The sequence below is a fragment of the Bradyrhizobium manausense genome (assembly GCF_018131105.1).
Taxonomy (GTDB): domain Bacteria; phylum Pseudomonadota; class Alphaproteobacteria; order Rhizobiales; family Xanthobacteraceae; genus Bradyrhizobium; species Bradyrhizobium manausense_B.
Genome location: NZ_JAFCJI010000001.1, coordinates 24,806 through 41,387, shown reverse-complemented (window position 1 = coordinate 41,387; position 16,582 = coordinate 24,806). Strand labels below are relative to the sequence as shown.

At 63.1% G+C, this 16,582-nt stretch carries 17 protein-coding genes; 4 read left to right on the top strand and 13 right to left on the bottom strand.

Translation table 11 applies throughout. The features are described from left to right. Positions 1–8: 8 nt before the first annotated feature. The 5 genes from JQ631_RS00210 to JQ631_RS00190 all read right to left on the bottom strand — a co-directional run bounded on the left by JQ631_RS00210 (position 9) and on the right by JQ631_RS00190 (position 7,500). Positions 9–632: a flavin reductase family protein gene (locus tag JQ631_RS00210; RefSeq protein ID WP_212322543.1), complete on the bottom strand. Its 624-nt coding sequence runs from the start codon at positions 630–632 to the stop codon at positions 9–11. Between the two features lie 179 nt (positions 633–811). Further along, on the bottom strand, positions 812–1,411 hold the full coding sequence (locus JQ631_RS00205) for a TetR/AcrR family transcriptional regulator (RefSeq protein WP_212322537.1): 600 nt from the start codon (positions 1,409–1,411) through the stop codon (positions 812–814). A gap of 33 nt (positions 1,412–1,444) precedes the next feature. After that, positions 1,445–4,582 (bottom strand): efflux RND transporter permease subunit, encoded by a 3,138-nt coding sequence (locus JQ631_RS00200; protein WP_212322528.1) that lies wholly within the window; start codon positions 4,580–4,582, stop codon positions 1,445–1,447. 178 nt (positions 4,583–4,760) lie between these two features. After that, positions 4,761–5,867 (bottom strand): efflux RND transporter periplasmic adaptor subunit, encoded by a 1,107-nt coding sequence (locus JQ631_RS00195; RefSeq protein WP_212322526.1) that lies wholly within the window; start codon positions 5,865–5,867, stop codon positions 4,761–4,763. 301 nt (positions 5,868–6,168) lie between these two features. Further along, positions 6,169–7,500 (bottom strand): MFS transporter, encoded by a 1,332-nt coding sequence (locus JQ631_RS00190; RefSeq protein WP_212322524.1) that lies wholly within the window; start codon positions 7,498–7,500, stop codon positions 6,169–6,171. 42 nt (positions 7,501–7,542) lie between these two features. On the opposite strand from JQ631_RS00190, the gene JQ631_RS00185 reads away from it, so the two are divergent. Next, positions 7,543–7,725, top strand: a complete 183-nt coding sequence (locus JQ631_RS00185) for a hypothetical protein (RefSeq protein ID WP_212322522.1) — start codon at positions 7,543–7,545, stop codon at positions 7,723–7,725. On the opposite strand, the gene JQ631_RS00180 is transcribed toward JQ631_RS00185, so the two are convergent. From JQ631_RS00180 to JQ631_RS00165, 4 genes are all read right to left on the bottom strand, one after another. Beyond that, positions 7,710–8,870 (bottom strand): winged helix-turn-helix domain-containing protein, encoded by a 1,161-nt coding sequence (locus tag JQ631_RS00180; RefSeq protein ID WP_212322520.1) that lies wholly within the window; start codon positions 8,868–8,870, stop codon positions 7,710–7,712. The two genes, JQ631_RS00185 and JQ631_RS00180, sit on opposite strands and share 16 nt — an antisense overlap. Before the next feature lie 116 nt (positions 8,871–8,986). Then, complete coding sequence (locus tag JQ631_RS00175; protein ID WP_212322518.1) at positions 8,987–9,241, bottom strand: hypothetical protein; 255 nt, start codon at positions 9,239–9,241, stop codon at positions 8,987–8,989. Positions 9,242–9,367: 126 nt separating this feature from the next. Further along, positions 9,368–9,637 (bottom strand): hypothetical protein, encoded by a 270-nt coding sequence (locus JQ631_RS00170; RefSeq protein WP_212328432.1) that lies wholly within the window; start codon positions 9,635–9,637, stop codon positions 9,368–9,370. Between the two features lie 195 nt (positions 9,638–9,832). Beyond that, positions 9,833–10,522, bottom strand: a complete 690-nt coding sequence (locus tag JQ631_RS00165; RefSeq protein ID WP_349644948.1) for a peptidoglycan-binding domain-containing protein — start codon at positions 10,520–10,522, stop codon at positions 9,833–9,835. Between the two features lie 295 nt (positions 10,523–10,817). Between JQ631_RS00165 and JQ631_RS00160 the strand changes: the two genes are divergently transcribed. Beyond that, a complete protein-coding gene (locus JQ631_RS00160; protein WP_212322513.1) occupies positions 10,818–11,459 on the top strand; it encodes an OmpA family protein in 642 nt (213 codons plus the stop codon). 54 nt (positions 11,460–11,513) lie between these two features. Here JQ631_RS00160 and JQ631_RS00155 read toward each other — a convergent pair whose 3' ends face one another. Beyond that, entirely contained in the window at positions 11,514–12,776 is a 1,263-nt protein-coding gene (locus JQ631_RS00155; RefSeq protein WP_349644947.1) for a phospholipid carrier-dependent glycosyltransferase, read from the bottom strand. A 205-nt stretch (positions 12,777–12,981) separates the two neighbouring features. On the opposite strand from JQ631_RS00155, the gene JQ631_RS00150 reads away from it, so the two are divergent. Then, a complete protein-coding gene (locus tag JQ631_RS00150; RefSeq protein WP_212322510.1) occupies positions 12,982–13,683 on the top strand; it encodes a FecR family protein in 702 nt (233 codons plus the stop codon). Between the two features lie 2 nt (positions 13,684–13,685). Then, positions 13,686–14,759, top strand: a complete 1,074-nt coding sequence (locus JQ631_RS00145) for a hypothetical protein (RefSeq protein WP_212328431.1) — start codon at positions 13,686–13,688, stop codon at positions 14,757–14,759. 128 nt (positions 14,760–14,887) lie between these two features. Here JQ631_RS00145 and JQ631_RS00140 read toward each other — a convergent pair whose 3' ends face one another. The 3 genes from JQ631_RS00140 to JQ631_RS00130 all read right to left on the bottom strand — a co-directional run bounded on the left by JQ631_RS00140 (position 14,888) and on the right by JQ631_RS00130 (position 16,477). Then, entirely contained in the window at positions 14,888–15,376 is a 489-nt protein-coding gene (locus tag JQ631_RS00140; RefSeq protein ID WP_212322508.1) for a VOC family protein, read from the bottom strand. A gap of 26 nt (positions 15,377–15,402) precedes the next feature. Then, entirely contained in the window at positions 15,403–15,831 is a 429-nt protein-coding gene (locus JQ631_RS00135; RefSeq protein WP_212322505.1) for a VOC family protein, read from the bottom strand. Positions 15,832–15,961: 130 nt separating this feature from the next. Continuing rightward, on the bottom strand, positions 15,962–16,477 hold the full coding sequence (locus JQ631_RS00130) for a cupin domain-containing protein (RefSeq protein WP_212322502.1): 516 nt from the start codon (positions 16,475–16,477) through the stop codon (positions 15,962–15,964). Positions 16,478–16,582 lie beyond the last annotated feature (105 nt).

The window sequence follows — 16,582 nt, the reverse complement described above, 5'->3', positions numbered from 1 at the left end:
GGCCCGGCCTAGTCCGGCCGGACCATCTCGAACATGTTTTCCGGCTTGATCTCAAAGTAATCGCCGCGGCGCCCCGCACGCACGATCGGGCGGGCCGCCGCTGTCTGGTAGACACCGTCCTTGATCATGGCCTTGTCGATGTGGACGGCGACGACCTCGCCCAGCGTCAGCCAGGCGTCGGCCTCCTTGCCGTCGGCGCCCTTGAGGCGGACGATGTCGGAGACCTTGCACTCGAAGGCGACCGGGCTCTCGCCCACGCGCGGCACGTTGACGAGCTTGCCGGGCACGGCAGTGAGGCCCGCAATCTCGAACTCGTCGACCTCGGGCGCAACATGCGCGGCGGTCGCGTTCATGTGCCTGGCGAGATCCATGGTGGCGAGATTCCAGACGAATTCGCCGGTCTGCTGGATGTTCTCGACCGAGTCCTTCCAGTTGGTGGAGGAGAAGCCGATGATCGGCGGCACATAGCAGAATGCGTTGAAGAAGCTGTAGGGCGCGAGGTTGACGTGGCCCTTGCCATCGCGCGAGGAGATCCAGCCGATCGGCCGCGGTGCGATGATCGCGTTGAAGGGATCGTGCTTGAGGCCGTGGCCCTTGGAGGGTTCGTAGAAGTACAGGTCTTTGTCGGTCACGCGCTGCTTCCTTTTCGTCATTGCGAACGCAGCGAAGCAATCCAGAATCCCTCTGCGGAGACGGTCTGGGTTGCTTCGCTACGCTCGCAGTGACGGAATTTGTTGATCCGTCCTCGCCCGCCACCAACCGGTCAGCCCGGGGCGGTCGGCCTGCTTATAGGGGGAAATCCAGCGGCCCGTCAGTGGCGCGGCGACAGACCGGCGATGACGAAATCGATCATCTGGTCGATGGTCGGGCCCGGCTTGGTGGCGCACTGGGCAATCATCTGGGGGTGGAAAAACCGCATCATGGCGGTGCAGGCACAGAGCGAAGCCAGTTGCAGGTCCGGCGCCTCGAACTCGCCGGTGGCAGCGCCTTGCGCGATCACCTGGCCGATGACGCCGGCAATGCACTCCATATGCGCGACGCAGACGTCCCAGTCCTCCTGCATCGCGATCTCGACCATCTCATGCAGCTTGGAGTCACCGACATAGCGCTCGGTGTTCATGCGATGGATGGTGGTGAGCAGTTCGCGGAAGCGCTCCAGCACTGGACCGGGCGCGGCCACGATCCGCTGTGCTTCCAGCTCGACCTCGCCCATCAGGCCTCTTGCCACCGCCTGGTGGATCGCCTTCTTCGATTCGAAGAAGCGATAGACGTTGGCGGGGCTCATCCGGAGTTCTTTGGCGATGTCTCCGACCGTGGTCTTCTGGTAGCCGATTACGCGGAACAGCCGCTCGGCCACCTCGAGAATACGATCCCGGGTGTCGCCTTCGATATGTTCCGCAACCAGTGTCATGTGTCAGGACTCGTCCATCGTTAGTCTTCTCATTTATTCAGCCGCTTCAGCAAGCGGAATTGCGTGCTGGTCATCGCTCCCATGCTGCGGCGCGGCAGGCTGTTCCGGCGTACCGGCTTCGTCGAGGCTTTTCCTGAACCACAGGGCATAGAGGCCCGGCAGGTAGAGCAGCGTCAGGAAGGTCGCGACGAACAGGCCGCCCATGATGGTGATCGCCATCGGGCCCCAGAAGGCCGAGCGCGACAGCGGGATCATGGCGAGGATGGCGGCGAGCGCCGTCAGCACCACCGGACGGGCGCGGCGGACGGTCGCCTCCACGATCGCCTCGCGCCGGGTCAGGCCGTGCGAGACGTCGGTCTCGATCTGGTCGACCAGGATGACCGTGTTGCGCATGATCATGCCGGCGAGCGCGATCAGGCCGAGCAGCGCCACGAAGCCGAACGGGGCGTTGGCGACGTTGAGGCCCAAGGAGGCGCCGACAATGCCGAGCGGCGCGGTCAGGAACACCAGCAGCAGCCGCGAGAAGCTCTGCAGCTGGATCATCAGCAGCGTCAGCATCACCATGACCATCACCGGGAAGAGAACGAAGATCGAGGCATTGCCCTTGGCCGATTCCTCGAACGCGCCACCCGCCTCGATGCGGTAGGCCGGTTCGAGATAATCCTTGATCTGCTGGAGCTTCGGCGCGATCTGGCCGGTGACATCAGGCGCCTGCACACCGTCGATCACGTCGGAGCGCACGGTGATCGCCATGTCGCGATTACGCCGCCACAGGATCGGCTCCTCATGGGAATACTCGATCTTGGCGATCTGCCGCAGCGGCACGGCGACACCGTTGCGCGTGGTGATGGTGAGATCGCCGACCCCGCCGAGGTCGAGACGCTCAGAGGGAATGGCACGAGCAACCACGCCGACCTTCTCGATGCCGTCACGCACGGTCGTGACCTGTGAACCCGAGATCAGCATCGACAGCGCCTGCGACACGTCCTGCGGGGTCAGGCCCATGGCACGGGCGCGATCCTGGTCGACGACGAGCTTGAGGTAAGGCGACTGTTCGTTCCAGTCGAGCTGAACGTCCTTGACGTTCTTGTTCTGCCGCATGACGTCGCGAACCTGGTAGGCGATCTCGCGCACCTTGTTGGCGTCGGGGCCGATCACGCGGAACTGCACGGGGAAGCCGACCGGCGGACCGAAATTGAAGCGGTCGACGCGGACGCGCGCCTCGCTCAGCATGCCGTCCGCCGCCGCATTCTCGATCTTGGCCTTGATGCGCTCGCGCGCCTCGACACCCTTGGCGACGATGACGATCTCGGCAAACGCCTCGTTCGGAAGCTGGGGATTGAGGCCAAGCCAGAAACGCGGCGACCCCTGGCCGACATAGGACGTATAGGTCTCGATGTCCTTGTCGTCCTTGAGCAGCGTCTCGGCCTTCTTCACGGCCTTCTCGGTCACGTTGAAGGCGGTGCCCTCAGGCAGGCGCAACTGGAAGAACAGCTCGGGCCGCTCGGAGAGCGGGAAGAACTGCTGCTGGACGTGGCCGAAGCCGACGATCGAGGCCACGAAGACGCCGACGGTCGCAACCACCACCGTGATGCGATGATCGACGCACCATTGCACGATGGCGCGCAGGCCGCGGTACATGCGGGTCTCGTAGACCGCGTGCGGATCGTGATTGTGGTGCGCCTTCATCTCCGGCAGCAGCTTGACGCCGATATAGGGCGTGAAAATCACCGCCACGAACCAGGAGGCGACCAGCGCGATCGCCACGATCCAGAAGATGCTGCCGGCATATTCGCCGACCGCGGAATTGGCAAAGCCGATGGGGAGGAAGCCAGCGGCCGTGACCAGCGTTCCCGTGAGCATCGGAAACGCAGTTGATTCCCAGGCAAAGGAGGCGGCGCGCATGCGATCCCAGCCCTGCTCCATCTTCACGACCATCATCTCGACCGCGATGATGGCGTCATCCACCAGGAGGCCGAGCGCGATGATCAGCGCACCGAGGGTGATGCGGTGCAGGTCGAGCGACATCACGTTCATCACGATGAAGACGATGCCGAGCACGAGCGGGACGGACATCGCGACCACGATGCCGGTGCGCCAGCCGAGCGCGAGGAACGACACGAACAACACGATGACCAGCGCCTCCATGAAGGAGTGCACGAATTCGCTGACGGCGTGCTCGACCACCTTGGGCTGATCGGCGATCATCGAGACGTCGATGCCCTGCGGCACCGCCTTCATGAATTCAGCGGTCGCCTTCTCGACCTCCTTGCCGAGCTCCAGGATGTTGGCGCCCTTGGCGGTGACGACACCGATGCCGATCGCGGCCTTGCCTTCCTGGCGGACGACGAAGCTCGGCGGATCAACATAGCCGTGCGTGACGGTTGCGATGTCGCCGAGGCGGAACACGCGGCCATTGCTCTCGACCGGGGTCTCGGCCACGGCCTTGACGCCGTCGAGCGCGCCGGTGACGCGCAGCGGCACCCGCTGCGCCGAGGTTTCGACCGTGCCGGCCGGTGTCACGTTGTTCTGCTTGGCGAGCGAATCGAACAGCGCCTGCGGCGTGATGCCGAGCGTCGCGAGCTTGGCATGCGAGAATTCGACGAAGATGCGTTCGTCCTGATTGCCGTAGACATCGACCTTGGTCACACCAGGCACCTTGAGCAGGCGTTGGCGGAAGCCTTCCGAGACCTTCTTGAGCTGAGCGTAGTCGGCGCCGTCGCCGGTCATCATGTAGAGGATGGAGTCGACGTCGGAGAACTCGTCATTGACGACCGGACCGAGGATGCCGGCAGGCAACTGGCCCTGCACATCGGCGAGTTTCTTGCGCAGGAGATAAAAGAGATAGGGCACGTCCTTCGGCGGCGTCGAATCGCGGAAGGTCACCTGAAGTGCGGTGAAGCCGGGCTTGGAATAGGTCTGCACCTTCTCGAAATAGGGCAGTTCCTGAATCTTCTTCTCGATGGGATCGGCGACTTGCGCCTGCATCTCCTGCGAGGTCGCCCCCGGCCACAGCACTGAGACGTTGACCACCTTCACGGTGAAGAACGGATCTTCGGCGCGGCCGAGCTTCTCATAGGAGAAGAAGCCGGCAACGCCGAGCACCAGCATCAGGAACAAGACCAGCGTCGGATGGCTGACGGCCCAGGCCGAAAGGTTGAAGCGCTTCATCGCTCTCTCCGGAAAGTCGATCCAATTGCCAAAAACGACAGCCGCTCTGTTCAACCGTCGGCGCGAGGCAGCGAAGCAATCCAGGGGGCTGGGCAGGTTCTGGATCGCTTCGCCGCTTCAGCCCTTGCATTTGCGCTTGGGCCGAAACTCACCTCACACGACGAACTCGTAAAAGCACTTAGAAGGACAGTGACGACACCACCCGAACCCTCTGGCCGGGATCGAGCTTCTGAACGCCGAGGGCGACGATCTTGGCGCCCTCGTCGACACCACTGGTGATGACGACGTCGTTGCTGTCGTAGGACTTCACGGCGACCGGCTTCAGCGTGACCCCACCATTGTCGTCGACGACGTAGAAGGACGGCTTGCCGCCTTCGTTGAACAGCGCCGACAGCGGCAGCCGCGCGACGCGTTCGGTGGCGGCGTCCGACAGCGTCAGCGTCGCGGTCATGCCGAGTTCGACCTTGTCATCGGCCTCGGGCAGCGAGAATTTTGCGAGATAGGTGCGGGTGGACGGATCGGCGGTGGGCGCGATCTCGCGCAGCTTCGCGGCGTATTTCTTTCCCGGCTCCGACCAAAGAGTGACGCTGGCGGCGCCCGACTTGGCACGCCCAACCAGCGTCTCAGGGATCGCGACGACCGCTTCCTTTTCGGCAAAGCGGGCGACACGGATCGAAGCCTGGCCCGCGGCGACCACCTGGCCGGGCTCGATCAGCGTTGCGGTGACGACGCCACGGGCGTCGGCGTTGAGCGTCGCGTAGGAAAGGGAATTCTTGGTCAGCTCGACCGAGCGCTCGGCCCGGTCCAGGCGCGCCCGCGCCTCGTCGGCGGCTGCGCGGCTCGAATCCATCTGGGCATCGGTAGTCCAGCCCTTGGCCTTCAGATCCTTGGTCCGCTGCTCGGCAGCAGCAGCCTGGGCCAGCACCCCGGTTGCTGCGGTCTGCTCGGCAACGGCCTGCTCGGCCTGGAGTTTTAGATCGACCTCATCAAGGGTCGCGAGCGCCTGGCCGACTTCGACAGTCTGGCCGACTTCCACGAGGCGCTTGGCGACCTTGCCGGCCACGCGAAAGCCAAGGTCGCTCTCGATCCGAGGCCTGACGGTACCGACGAAGCTGCGCTCAGGGGTCTCGGCATCATAGTGGGCCGTCGCGACCAGGACCGGCCGCGGCGGCTCGGCCTTTTGTGCCACGGTATCATTGCACCCAGCCAGTGCGGTCGCCATCAGCGCCAGCGACACACCCGCCAATAGCCTGGAATAGCTGGACAAAACTGACCGAACGAACATCGGAGGACACTCCTGCGTCTGCGTTGAGAGGAATGTCGACTAATCACTGATAAAAGTCAATAATCGTCAGTCATCAGGAAAGCGTGATCATTAGGGGGTGGTAAGGATTGGGATGGCGCGATTGTGGGAGGTGCTGTGGCAGGGCCGTGAGGCCGGATCGAGCGCGGCGAGCCCAAGGCGATATACCGCAGCGTGGGCAAAGGCGCGCCAGCGCCGTGCCTGCGACCCTTATCGCAGCAGAAGGTGGGCACGGCGTGCGAAGAGCACGCCTTTGCCCACCCTACGGGACCGTTTGCTCGGCTTACCGCCTCTGCTCGACAAACTCGTGCTTGGTCTCATGGCCACCGACAAAGACCAAAATGCCAGCGAGCAGCGGCAGCACGGCGAGCACCAACAGGCCGGTCGAGGTCTGGCCGGTGGTCTCCTTGACCCAGCCGATCAGATAGGGACCGCCAAAGCCGGCGAGATTGCCGATCGAGTTGATCAGTGCGATCGCGCCGGCGGCCGCCGTGCCTGACAACCAGGAGGTCGGCAAGGTCCAGAACACGCCGAAGACGCAGAACACGCCGATCGCGGCGAAGGTGAGCGCCACCATCGTCATGACGGGATCGGTGATGTAGCTGGAAATCGCGAGCGCAACCGCGATCAGGATCATGGGCAGACCGACATGCATCACGCGCTCGCGCGTAGAGTCCGAATGCCGTGCCCACAGGATCATCGCGATCGTGCCGAACACATAGGGGACCGCGGTGACGAAGCCGGTTTGCGCATTGGTGAGACCGAACGCCTTGACGATCTGCGGCAGCCAGAACTGCATGCCGTAAAGCGCGCCGACGAAGCCGAAATAGATCAGGCTCAACATGATCACCTTGGGCGAAGACAGCGCCTCGCCGAGCGTCAGATGCTTTACCGCCTGCTTGGCCGCGATCTCGGAATCGAGCCGCCCCTTCAGCCAGGCCTTCTGCTCGGCCGAGAGCCAGTCGGCCTTCTCCGGCCTGTCGGTGAGGTAGAACCAGGTGACGATGCCGAGCAGTATCGAGGGGATGCCCTCGAGAACGAACAGCCACTGCCAGCCCTTCAGGCCCATGGCACCGTCGAGCCCGAGCAAGAGGCCCGAGATCGGTGCGCCGATCACGGTCGAAACAGGCACGGCAATCGCGAAGGCCGCGAGGAAGCGGCCGCGATATTCGGCCGGGTACCAATAGGTGAGATAGAGGATGATGCCGGGGAAGAAGCCGGCCTCGGCGACGCCGAGCAGGAAACGCAGGACGTAGAAGCCGGTCACGCCGTTCACTAGCGCCATCAGCGCCGAGATGATGCCCCAGGTCACCATGATGCGAGCGATCCAGCGGCTGGCGCCGAACTTCTCCAGCGCCAGGTTGCTCGGCACCTCGAAGATGAAATAGCCGATGAAAAAGATGCCGGCGCCCCAGGAAAAGATCAGCGGCGTGAACTTCAGCTCGGCGTTCATGGTCAGCGCGGCGAAGCCGAGATTGACGCGGTCGAGATAGGAAAAGAAGTAGGCCAGCACCAGGAACGGGATCAGGCGCCAGGAGATGGCGCGGATGGCCGACGTCTCGATTTCGCTCTTGGCCGCTCCGGCAGAACCGGCGTAGGTCGTGGTCTGGCTCATATCTTCCCCAGGGTTGTTGCTTTTATGGGCTGATTGGCGGTTTTGAGCATCATGGGCAAAGAGTCAATGGAAGCCATGCGCGGAGCGCAACCGGGCAACACAATTGCGCAGCGACGCAAGGTTCTGACCCGCGCCGCTCTGGCGTATGCGATCGGGATTGCGTTCGGCGTCTGGATCGACCGGCTCGCCGCGACGCGTCCGATCTCCATTCACTCCGCCAGCTGAAATCGCTCGAAGCGATCGAGTTCTTCCTCAATCTTCTGCTTGAGTTCCTTGCGCCCGACCGTCTTCTTGCCCTGCCCAAGCCAGGTCCATTTCTGCATCAACAGCTTCTTGGCCTGCCGGTCGGTCTTCAGATCAAGCGCGGCGACGATCTCGTCTCCGACCAGCACGGGTAGCGCGAAATAGCCGAGCTTGCGCTTGGCTTTCGGCACATAGGCCTCGAACAGATGGTTGTAGCCGAAGATGAGATTGGTGCGCTTGCGCTGGATGATCAACGGATCGAACGGCGACAGGATATGGACAAGATCGGGCGGCACGTCATGCGGCTCCAGCGCCGCAGGACTCGCCCAATGCTCCTGCTTGCCGGCCCCCTCGATCGCGACAGGCACGAGCTCGCCGCGACGAACACGCGCGGCGATCAGGGCACTGACCGCCTTCTTGCTCGGCGCATCGAGGTGGCAGATCGAATCGAGACTGACGACGCCCTGCGAGCGCAGCGCGCGGTCGAGCAGATAGGCCGTGATCTCTTTAGGCGACGCCGGCTTCGGCAGCTTGTCCCAGCCGAAGTGCCGCGTCATCAGATCATAGGTCTTGAGCATGCCCTGGCGCGCACTGATGGTCGCAACACCGGTGTAGAAGGCGAGCTGAAGCGCCCGCTTCGAGGGTTTTCGGCTCTGCCACAGATGCTCCTTCTCGGTGAGCACGTCGTCCTCGATGTCGCGAATCGTCAGCGGACCGGCACGCAACAGCCGCATCACCTTGCGCGTGTCGGCCGGCGTCACCGAGGCATACCATCGATGCCCCTCCCGCTTGTGCTCGCGCATCGCCGGCAGGAAGACGCGAAAATCGTTCGAGGAAATGTAGGACAACGCATGGGTCCAGTATTCGAACACGCTCTTGTCGACGCCCTGGGCATCGCGCAGGTCGGCGCGGCGATAGGTCGGGATGCGGCTGAACAGGATATGGTGATGGCAGCGCTCGATCACATTGATGGTGTCGATCTGCACATAGCCGAGATGCGCGATCGCATCGGCCACCGCCCGCGCGCCCTCCCCGAACGGCGCGCGCGTGTCGAGCCGCTGGGCGCGCAGCCAGATCTGCCGGGCCTGTGTTGTCGGAAGCGGAAGGGGTTTTGGTGCGCGGGACATTGCAAGGAACAATGTAGCGGGATTCGCGCCAAGCAAAAGCAGAACACGAGAGAACGCGGCAAAGAAAAGCCGCGCTGCCATCTGCTGACAACGCGGCTGGATGATGCGGCCGAGGCCTACTTCATCATCATGGCCTTTTGCGCCTTCATATAATGCATGCAAGCGCCCTTCATCTTGCCCATGCTCATGTCCGTGTTGGCCATCGCCATTTCCTTGTTCGCGGCGACCTTGGCGGGCGTGTCGGCGGTGCCGGTCATCATGGCCGTCGATTTCATCAGATTATCGTTGGTGCACGCCATCATCGCGGCGGACGCCGGGGAAACTGAAAGGGCAAACGCGACAAAGGCTGCGGCGGTGAGCAATGTCTTCATCGAGAAGTCTCCTTAAGTAAAACGAAACCGGCGTCATGCCGGCATTCGCAAATACGTATTCTCTGGTGAGAACGTTTCGCGGAGAAGACAATTTTCTTTCTTGTTGCAACGCAAAGCGAGCCGAGATTAGCGTCCGTCCTTCGGCGCCTTGGGCTGGTCCTTGGATTGGTCCCTGGGCCCATCACTGAGGCTGCCGGTTGCGATATCGGGCTCACAGGACGCCCTGCCCCGCCCCTCCGCCTGGCAGCGATACACGCTGCCGGTCAGGCGGTCGACCAGCCACATGTTCTCCTCGGTCGGAGCTTCGAGGCCGACATAACGGCTGGTGAGCCCCGTGATCAATGTCGAGAGCAGGATCGCCACCGCGATCATCGCCGCACCGATATAGATCGGCATCGCATTCAGAGACACGGTCCGATCCGGCGGGCCATTGCGGTAGAACTGGTAGTCACTTGGCCTCGGCACTGGACGGAACTCGGCTCCCTCGTCTGCTGTTCGGATGACGATTTTGCTAGGCGCGCATCTGGCCGATTTCTTGTTCGCGAGCAGGCCATGCAGCGACGGCTTTGCGACGATCGATGTGCATAGGTTTCAGCGCCCGAACAGCCCGCCCACCACGTGGCCGAGGAAGACGCCAGGGCCGTCCATGCCATCACCGCCGCGGTCACCACCGCCGCCACTGCTGTGATAGCGGCGGCCATTGGTAGCCAAAGAGCGACGATGCGCCGGCTCGTCGTCGGAATTGCCGGTCGCAGCGACGCGGGTTGAGACGACCTCCGAAAGCAAGGCCTTGTGCTGGAGCTTGTTGAGATAGCCGCTCGCGGGATAACCGCGCGCGGTCTGCCAGCGCTTGAGCGAATAGCGCGTGTCGTCGTCGAACTTGCCGCTCACCTTGGTATCGAAGCCAAGGCCGTCCAGGCGGCGCTGCACGTCGAGGCGCTGGTCCTTGTCCAGATCGATCTGCTCTTCGGAGGCTTGGTTGGCGACGTCCCTGGTAATCGAAGGGGCGGTAGCTTGTATGGGATTGGGCGTCGTCGTCGCGGAGCCCTTCTGGATCGCCGCGATACGGGCCAGCGCCAGCGCCTTGAATGCGCCGTTTGGATATTTGTTCAGATAGGCGCTGAGTTCCTCGATCCTGTTGTCCTTGATCGACCGCCAGAACTCGAGCTCGACTTCGCTGGCCTGGGGGGCAATCGCCGGAACGGCTGCGTCGACAGCCAGCACGACGTTGCCAGAGAAGACGAGAGCCGCGAAGGAGACTGCCGCGATCAGGAAACGCATGGTCTTTCTCCCCGAATTCGGAACTGCCGATGGGGTGGACTTTGAACTCTTCGACGCAAGCTGAATGTGACCCACATCACGCAAGATGTGCGGGGGGCTCGAACTAGCATTGAAAGAGGCGCAACGCATGCTGTTCACCAGTTCGCGGGGGGCAGCTGAAACGCTGCGAAAATCCGCTAAACTGGGCCTGGAAGCCCCTGCCCAGCAAGGTGACGAGGATCACATCGGAGCATTTGAACCTTCTCTATGCTCGCAGCATCAAATCGCCATCAGGCGTCACAGCGAGGATACGACAATGACCCATTTCAATAAGTTTTTTGGACTGAAGACGATCACGCTCACGGCCGCACTGTCGCTGACCGCGGGCCTGGCTTTCGCCGGCGATACCAACGTCTCGACCAGCCAGATCCTGGATGCGTTGAAGCCGAAGCCGATCACCCGCGGTCTCTCCACCGGTCCGCAGGTCGACGCGACCGCGCAGGCCAAGGAAGCGACCTTCCTGAACACCATACGCAATCGGCAAACCCGTTCACTCTCGACGGGCGAACGTGACCAGATTGCCGAACTCGCGGCGACCAAGCCGAACGTCGATCTCGAGATCCAGTTCGACTACAACTCGGCCGACATCGCCAAGACCTCGGTGCCATCGGTACAGGCGCTCGGCAAGGCTCTGTCGGACCCGTCGCTGAAGGGCTCGACCTTCGTGGTCGCCGGCCACACCGATGCGGTCGGCACCGACGAGTACAATCAAGGTCTGTCGGAGCGTCGCGCCGACACCATCAAGAAGTACCTGGTGCAGAACTACGGCCTCAACGGCAGCGACCTCGTCACCGTCGGCTACGGCAAGACCAAGCTGAAGGACACCGCCAACGGCGCCGACCCGATCAACCGCCGCGTCCAGGTCGTGAACATGGACACCAAGACCGCGTCGAAGTGATCGCAATGATCGACAAACCGCCTGCCGCTTGCGCGGCGGGCGGTTTTCCACTTGTCAGATCCAGCTCTGGAACAGCATCAGCCGGTTGAACATCTGCATCGACGTGCCGATGAAGGCGGCTGAAATCGGCAGCATCACCGCAAAGCCGATCGCGGCGATTCCGACATACCCCCACAACAACCATCGCGGCACGCCCTCTCTGCGCAGCACATAGACCAGCGCGAGCGAGGCCGCAGTTGCGGCCGGCAGATAATAATAGATGAAGCCGAGCGTCCGCGGCAGCAGCGCCCAGGCAAACCAGGGTCCGAAATAGAACGCCGCGATCAGGAACGCGTCCCAGCGACGTGCGACGATGAAGTCGCGCAGCACCATCAACAGCGCGAACAGCGCCGGCCACAGCACCAGGGGGTTGCCGAGGAAGACGATCGCCGCGACGTTGTCGTCCGTGGTCCTGTCGAACAGATACCACACCGGCCGCGCCAGCAGCGGCCAGGACGGCCACGAGCTCATATAGGTGTGGCCGGCGATCGCAGCCGTGGTGTTGTCAGCGAAGATCCTGCGCTGCGCCTCGAGCAGATCCGGCAGCGACACCCCGTAAAGCGGAACGAAGGCGGGGACATAAGTCACGACCGGCAGCAGCACGAAGCAGAGCACGGCATGATGCGCCCTGAATCCGGGCCAGAGATCGGGCCGGTACCAGTCAGCGGGCTTCGCGTCGGCAAACAGGGTGTGCCAGCCCTGCATCAGGCGGATCACCGCAACGATGACGATGCAGACACCGAGCGGAAACAGGCCGCTCCATTTACAGGCAGCCGCGAGACCGAACAGCGCACCCGCGAGCGCGAACAGCGCCTGCGGCCGCTCGCGTCGAAAGCCGTGCATGAAGGCCGCGATGGCGAGCAGACCGAAGCCGAGCGCAAAGATGTCGAGCATCGCGATGCGCGCCTGCACATAGAGCATCTGGTTGAATGCCGCGATCAACGCCGCCGCGATCGCCGGCCCTTGCAATCCGAACAATGCGAGGCCGCAGAGATAGATCGCGACGATCGCGAGTGCGCCGAACAGCGCCGCAGGATAGCGCCAGCCGAATGCGTTGTCGCCGAAGGCTGCGATCGATGCCGCGATCAGCTCTTTCGCCAGCGGCGGATGCATCGGATTGAGCATCGTCTGCGACGCCGTGGAGCCCAGCATCTGCCGCGCGGCCGGCACGTAATGCACCTCGTCGAAGACGAATTTTTCCGGCGTCACAAGCCCGATCAGAAACGCAAGATGAGCAACCAGGAAGATCGCGACAGCGATCACTGCGCTTCGCGACACCTTCGGAACCGCGTGTGCTTCATGCGACTGCTCTGGGACTATTTTACGTGGCAAATCTGCGTCACCGCGAATAAAAAACAACTCAGCCGATCCATTGAACGCATTCTGCCGCAACTGTCACTAAGCTAACGCTCGTCTCGCGCCGCTTGAGATCATTCTACCACAACATGAGCGTGCGCGATCAGGGACCTCGATCGGTTACGAAATGAATTTACGTTTTCTGCTTTTCCCCACACTGCTGACGGCCGCACTGTGCGTTGCGCCTTGTGCACAGGCCCAGACGCGCGTCGGTGAAGCCGTCCTCGTCCAGAACGAGGTGGTCCGCGTCGCCGCGACCACGACGCCGATCAGCGTCGGCGACAGCATGCTGCGCGACGAGACCGTGCGCACCGGCGCCGACGGCGCGGCGCGCTTCGTAATGGCCGATAGCACCAATCTGTCGCTCGGGCCGAGCGCGACGCTGAAGCTCGACCGCACCGTTTTCAACGACGAACGCAGCTATCGCGACGTCGCGATCCGCATGACCACCGGCGCCTTCCGCTTCGTGACCGGACACTCGGCGAAAACCGCCTACAAGATCACGACGCCACTCGCGACCATCGGCGTTCGCGGCACCACGCTCGACATCCTGTCGCAGCGCGGCCGCTCGGTTGTCGTGCTTCAGGAGGGCGCGGCCAGCGTCTGCACGCTGAACTTCCAGTGCATCCAGCTCACCCAACCGGGCGACACCGCGGTGATCACCTCGACGGGCGGCAAGGTCACCATCACCAAGACCAATACGCCGCCCTGGACGTTTGCGGCCAACTGCGCCGCCAATGCCGGGCTTTGCGCCGTCAACCAATATGCCGATGCCTCACCGACGATCACCCCTGCCGTCCAAGACGACGGCATGCTGTGCGGACGCTGATGATGGCGAAGCTCCGCTTCGGACGGCTTTTTCTGGCCGGCGCGTTGGCCGCCGCCGCTATGCTTGCCCTGTTCGCACTCAACACGCGGCCTGTCACCGCTGCGAGCTGCGAGTCCGGATGCGGCGGGCCCTACCCTTATCCGTCGCCAAGTCCCTATCCGTCGCCGAGCCCGATGCCGACCGGCGCCGATTCCAGTGGCGACTCGGTGGGCGGTCTCGCCAACCAGCGCTTCAACCAGATGATCACCAACCGCGTGCTCGGCACGGTGCTGCTTGGTGTCAACGAGCAAGTCAATTGCAGCGACTGCGTCAGCGCATTCGGTTCGGCCGGCTCGTTCTCGGCCGGCATCCACGGCCGCAAGGAGCTGACCAACAATCTATCGCTGCTCGCCGGCCTTGCCTACACGCAATACAGCGAGGGCGGCTACCACATCACCAGTGCGCCGATCGGCGCCTTTGCGCTGCGCTATGACTTCACCGATTGGGGCTCGTCACGCCCGTTCTTCGACGTCGGCACGATCCTGACGCCGTGGGAAAAGGCGCGCTACACCCGCAGCTACGACACCAGCCTCGGTCCGGTGAACGTGACGAGTGCGACCAATGCTGCGAACTACGCAGTCTACGGTCGCGCCGGCTGGATGAGCCGGCTGTCACCGCGCGACGAGGTCGCGGCCTCGATCGAGGTCTGGCAGCTCTGGCAGCGCGTGTCGGGCTATGCGGACAACACAGTCGCGTTCAATCCGTTCGACGCCACCATTGCTGATGGCACCGACCGCACCAGCCTGGTCAAGATCGGCGGCCAATGGACCCATCTTTTCGCCGGCAACATCGAGACCAACATCAACGGCGGCTGGGTGCAGTCGTTCGCCAGCCACAGCGGCATCGTCGCCACCGTCACCGGCGACGGCACGGTGGTGCCGACGATGGGCAATCAGGGCTGGTTCGAATATGGCGGCCGCCTCGGCTTCCGCGTGCAGAAGGGGTGGGTCGTGGACCTCTTCGCCAACGGCACGCTGGGCCCTCAGCCGGTGGGCAACACCATCCATGGCGGCGTGGGGCTGAGGATTAACTACTAACGGGCCGCACGGTCTCATGGGTGGGCAAAGCGCAAGCGTGCCCACCACCTCCCTCAATCGCAGAGAGATCGTGGGCACGGCGCTTGCCCGCCTTTGCCTACCCTGCGGCACTGAGTGCGCGGCACGAGTCACGCCGCCGACTTGCCCTCGAACGCGTGTCGCAAAGTCTCCACGTCCAGCTTCACCATCTTCATCATGGCCTGCATCGCACGGGCGGCGGCAGCTTTGTCGGAGCTCGTGAGGAACTCGAACATCACCTTCGGCACGACCTGCCAGGCCACGCCCCAGCGATCCCTGAGCCAGCCGCACTGCTCTTCCTTGCCGCCGTGGGCCAGGAACGCATTCCAGACGCTGTCGACCTGGGCCTGATCGTCACAATGGATCATCAACGAGATCGCGTGCGTGTACTCCATCTTCATGCCGCCGTTGAGCGCGACCAGGGGCTGTCCGGCCACCGTGAACTCGACGACCAGCACCGAGCCTTCCTTGCCGGACGGGCCGTCGGAAACGTTGTGCTGAACGTGCGTGATCTCCGAGTTCGGAACGAGCGAAACGTAGAATCTCGCGGCTTCCACGGCATCGCCGTTGAACCACATGCAAGGCACGAGCTTGGACATTGCGAATGCTCCTCTTCGGCTTTCGATCAGGCCGTGGCCATGGCGGGCTTCGCGGGAACGGCTGCCATGTCCAGCCAGTTCACGCCCCACATATGGCCGTCCGGATCCTCGAAGCTGCGGCCGTACATGAAGCTGTAGTCATCGATCGGGCTGGGATCGGGGACCCCGCCCGCAGCTTCGGCCTTGCCGACGATCTCATCGACCTCGCTCCGGCTATCGGCGGACAGGCAGAACAGCGCCTGGTTCGATGTCTTTGCATCCGCGATCGGCTTCGGCGTGAAGTGCCGGAACTTATCGTGGGTCGTCAGCATCACGTAGATGGCCTCGGAAAAGACCATGCAGCTCGCCGTGTCGTCACTGAATTGCGGGTTCCTGGTCGCGCCAATCGCCTCGTAGAAGGCGGTCGCGCGCTTGAGGTCGGTCACCGGCAGATTGAGAAAAAACATCCTGGACATCGGGAGCTCCTTGGGCGGGGTTCTGCCCAAGGACGAACGACCGAGAGGCGTTCCGACACGGCTTCCAATTATTTTTCTGAACGCCGGCTGCGGGGTCTGGTCGCACCGAACCCCGCGCTGACCTCGCGTCTTACTTCTTATCGCTGGGATCCCGATGGATCGGGTCGATCCACAGCACAGTCTCGGGCTTCTCGACCGGCTCGATGTCGAGATTGACCGCGACCGCCTCACCGTCGCTGCGCACCAATACGCATTCCAGCACCTCGTCAGCACTGGCGTTGATCTCCTGGTGCGGGACGTAGGGTGGCACGAAGATGAAATCGCCGGGGCCGGCTTCCGCAGTGAATTGCAGGCTCTCGCCCCAGCGCATCCGGGCCTTGCCCTTTACCACATAGATGACGCTTTCGAGATGGCCGTGGTGATGCGCGCCGGTCTTGGCATCCGGCCTGATGCTGACGGTGCCAGCCCACAATTTCTGCGCGCCGACACGGGCGAAATTGATCGCCGCCGCACGGTCCATGCCGGCCGTCGATGGCACATTGGTATCGAGCTGATTGCCGGGAATGACGCGCACACCGTCATGTTTCCAGCGATCATCATGATGATCGTGGTCATGGTGGGAATGTGTGTGGTCATGGCCGGTCATGGGCTTGCTTTCTGTTGGTTCTGTGCGCCGCAAATTAGCCCAAAGCCGCAGGCGCAAGCCATACCAAAATCGGAACCCTCATAGCCGCCAGACGTTGCCTTTGCG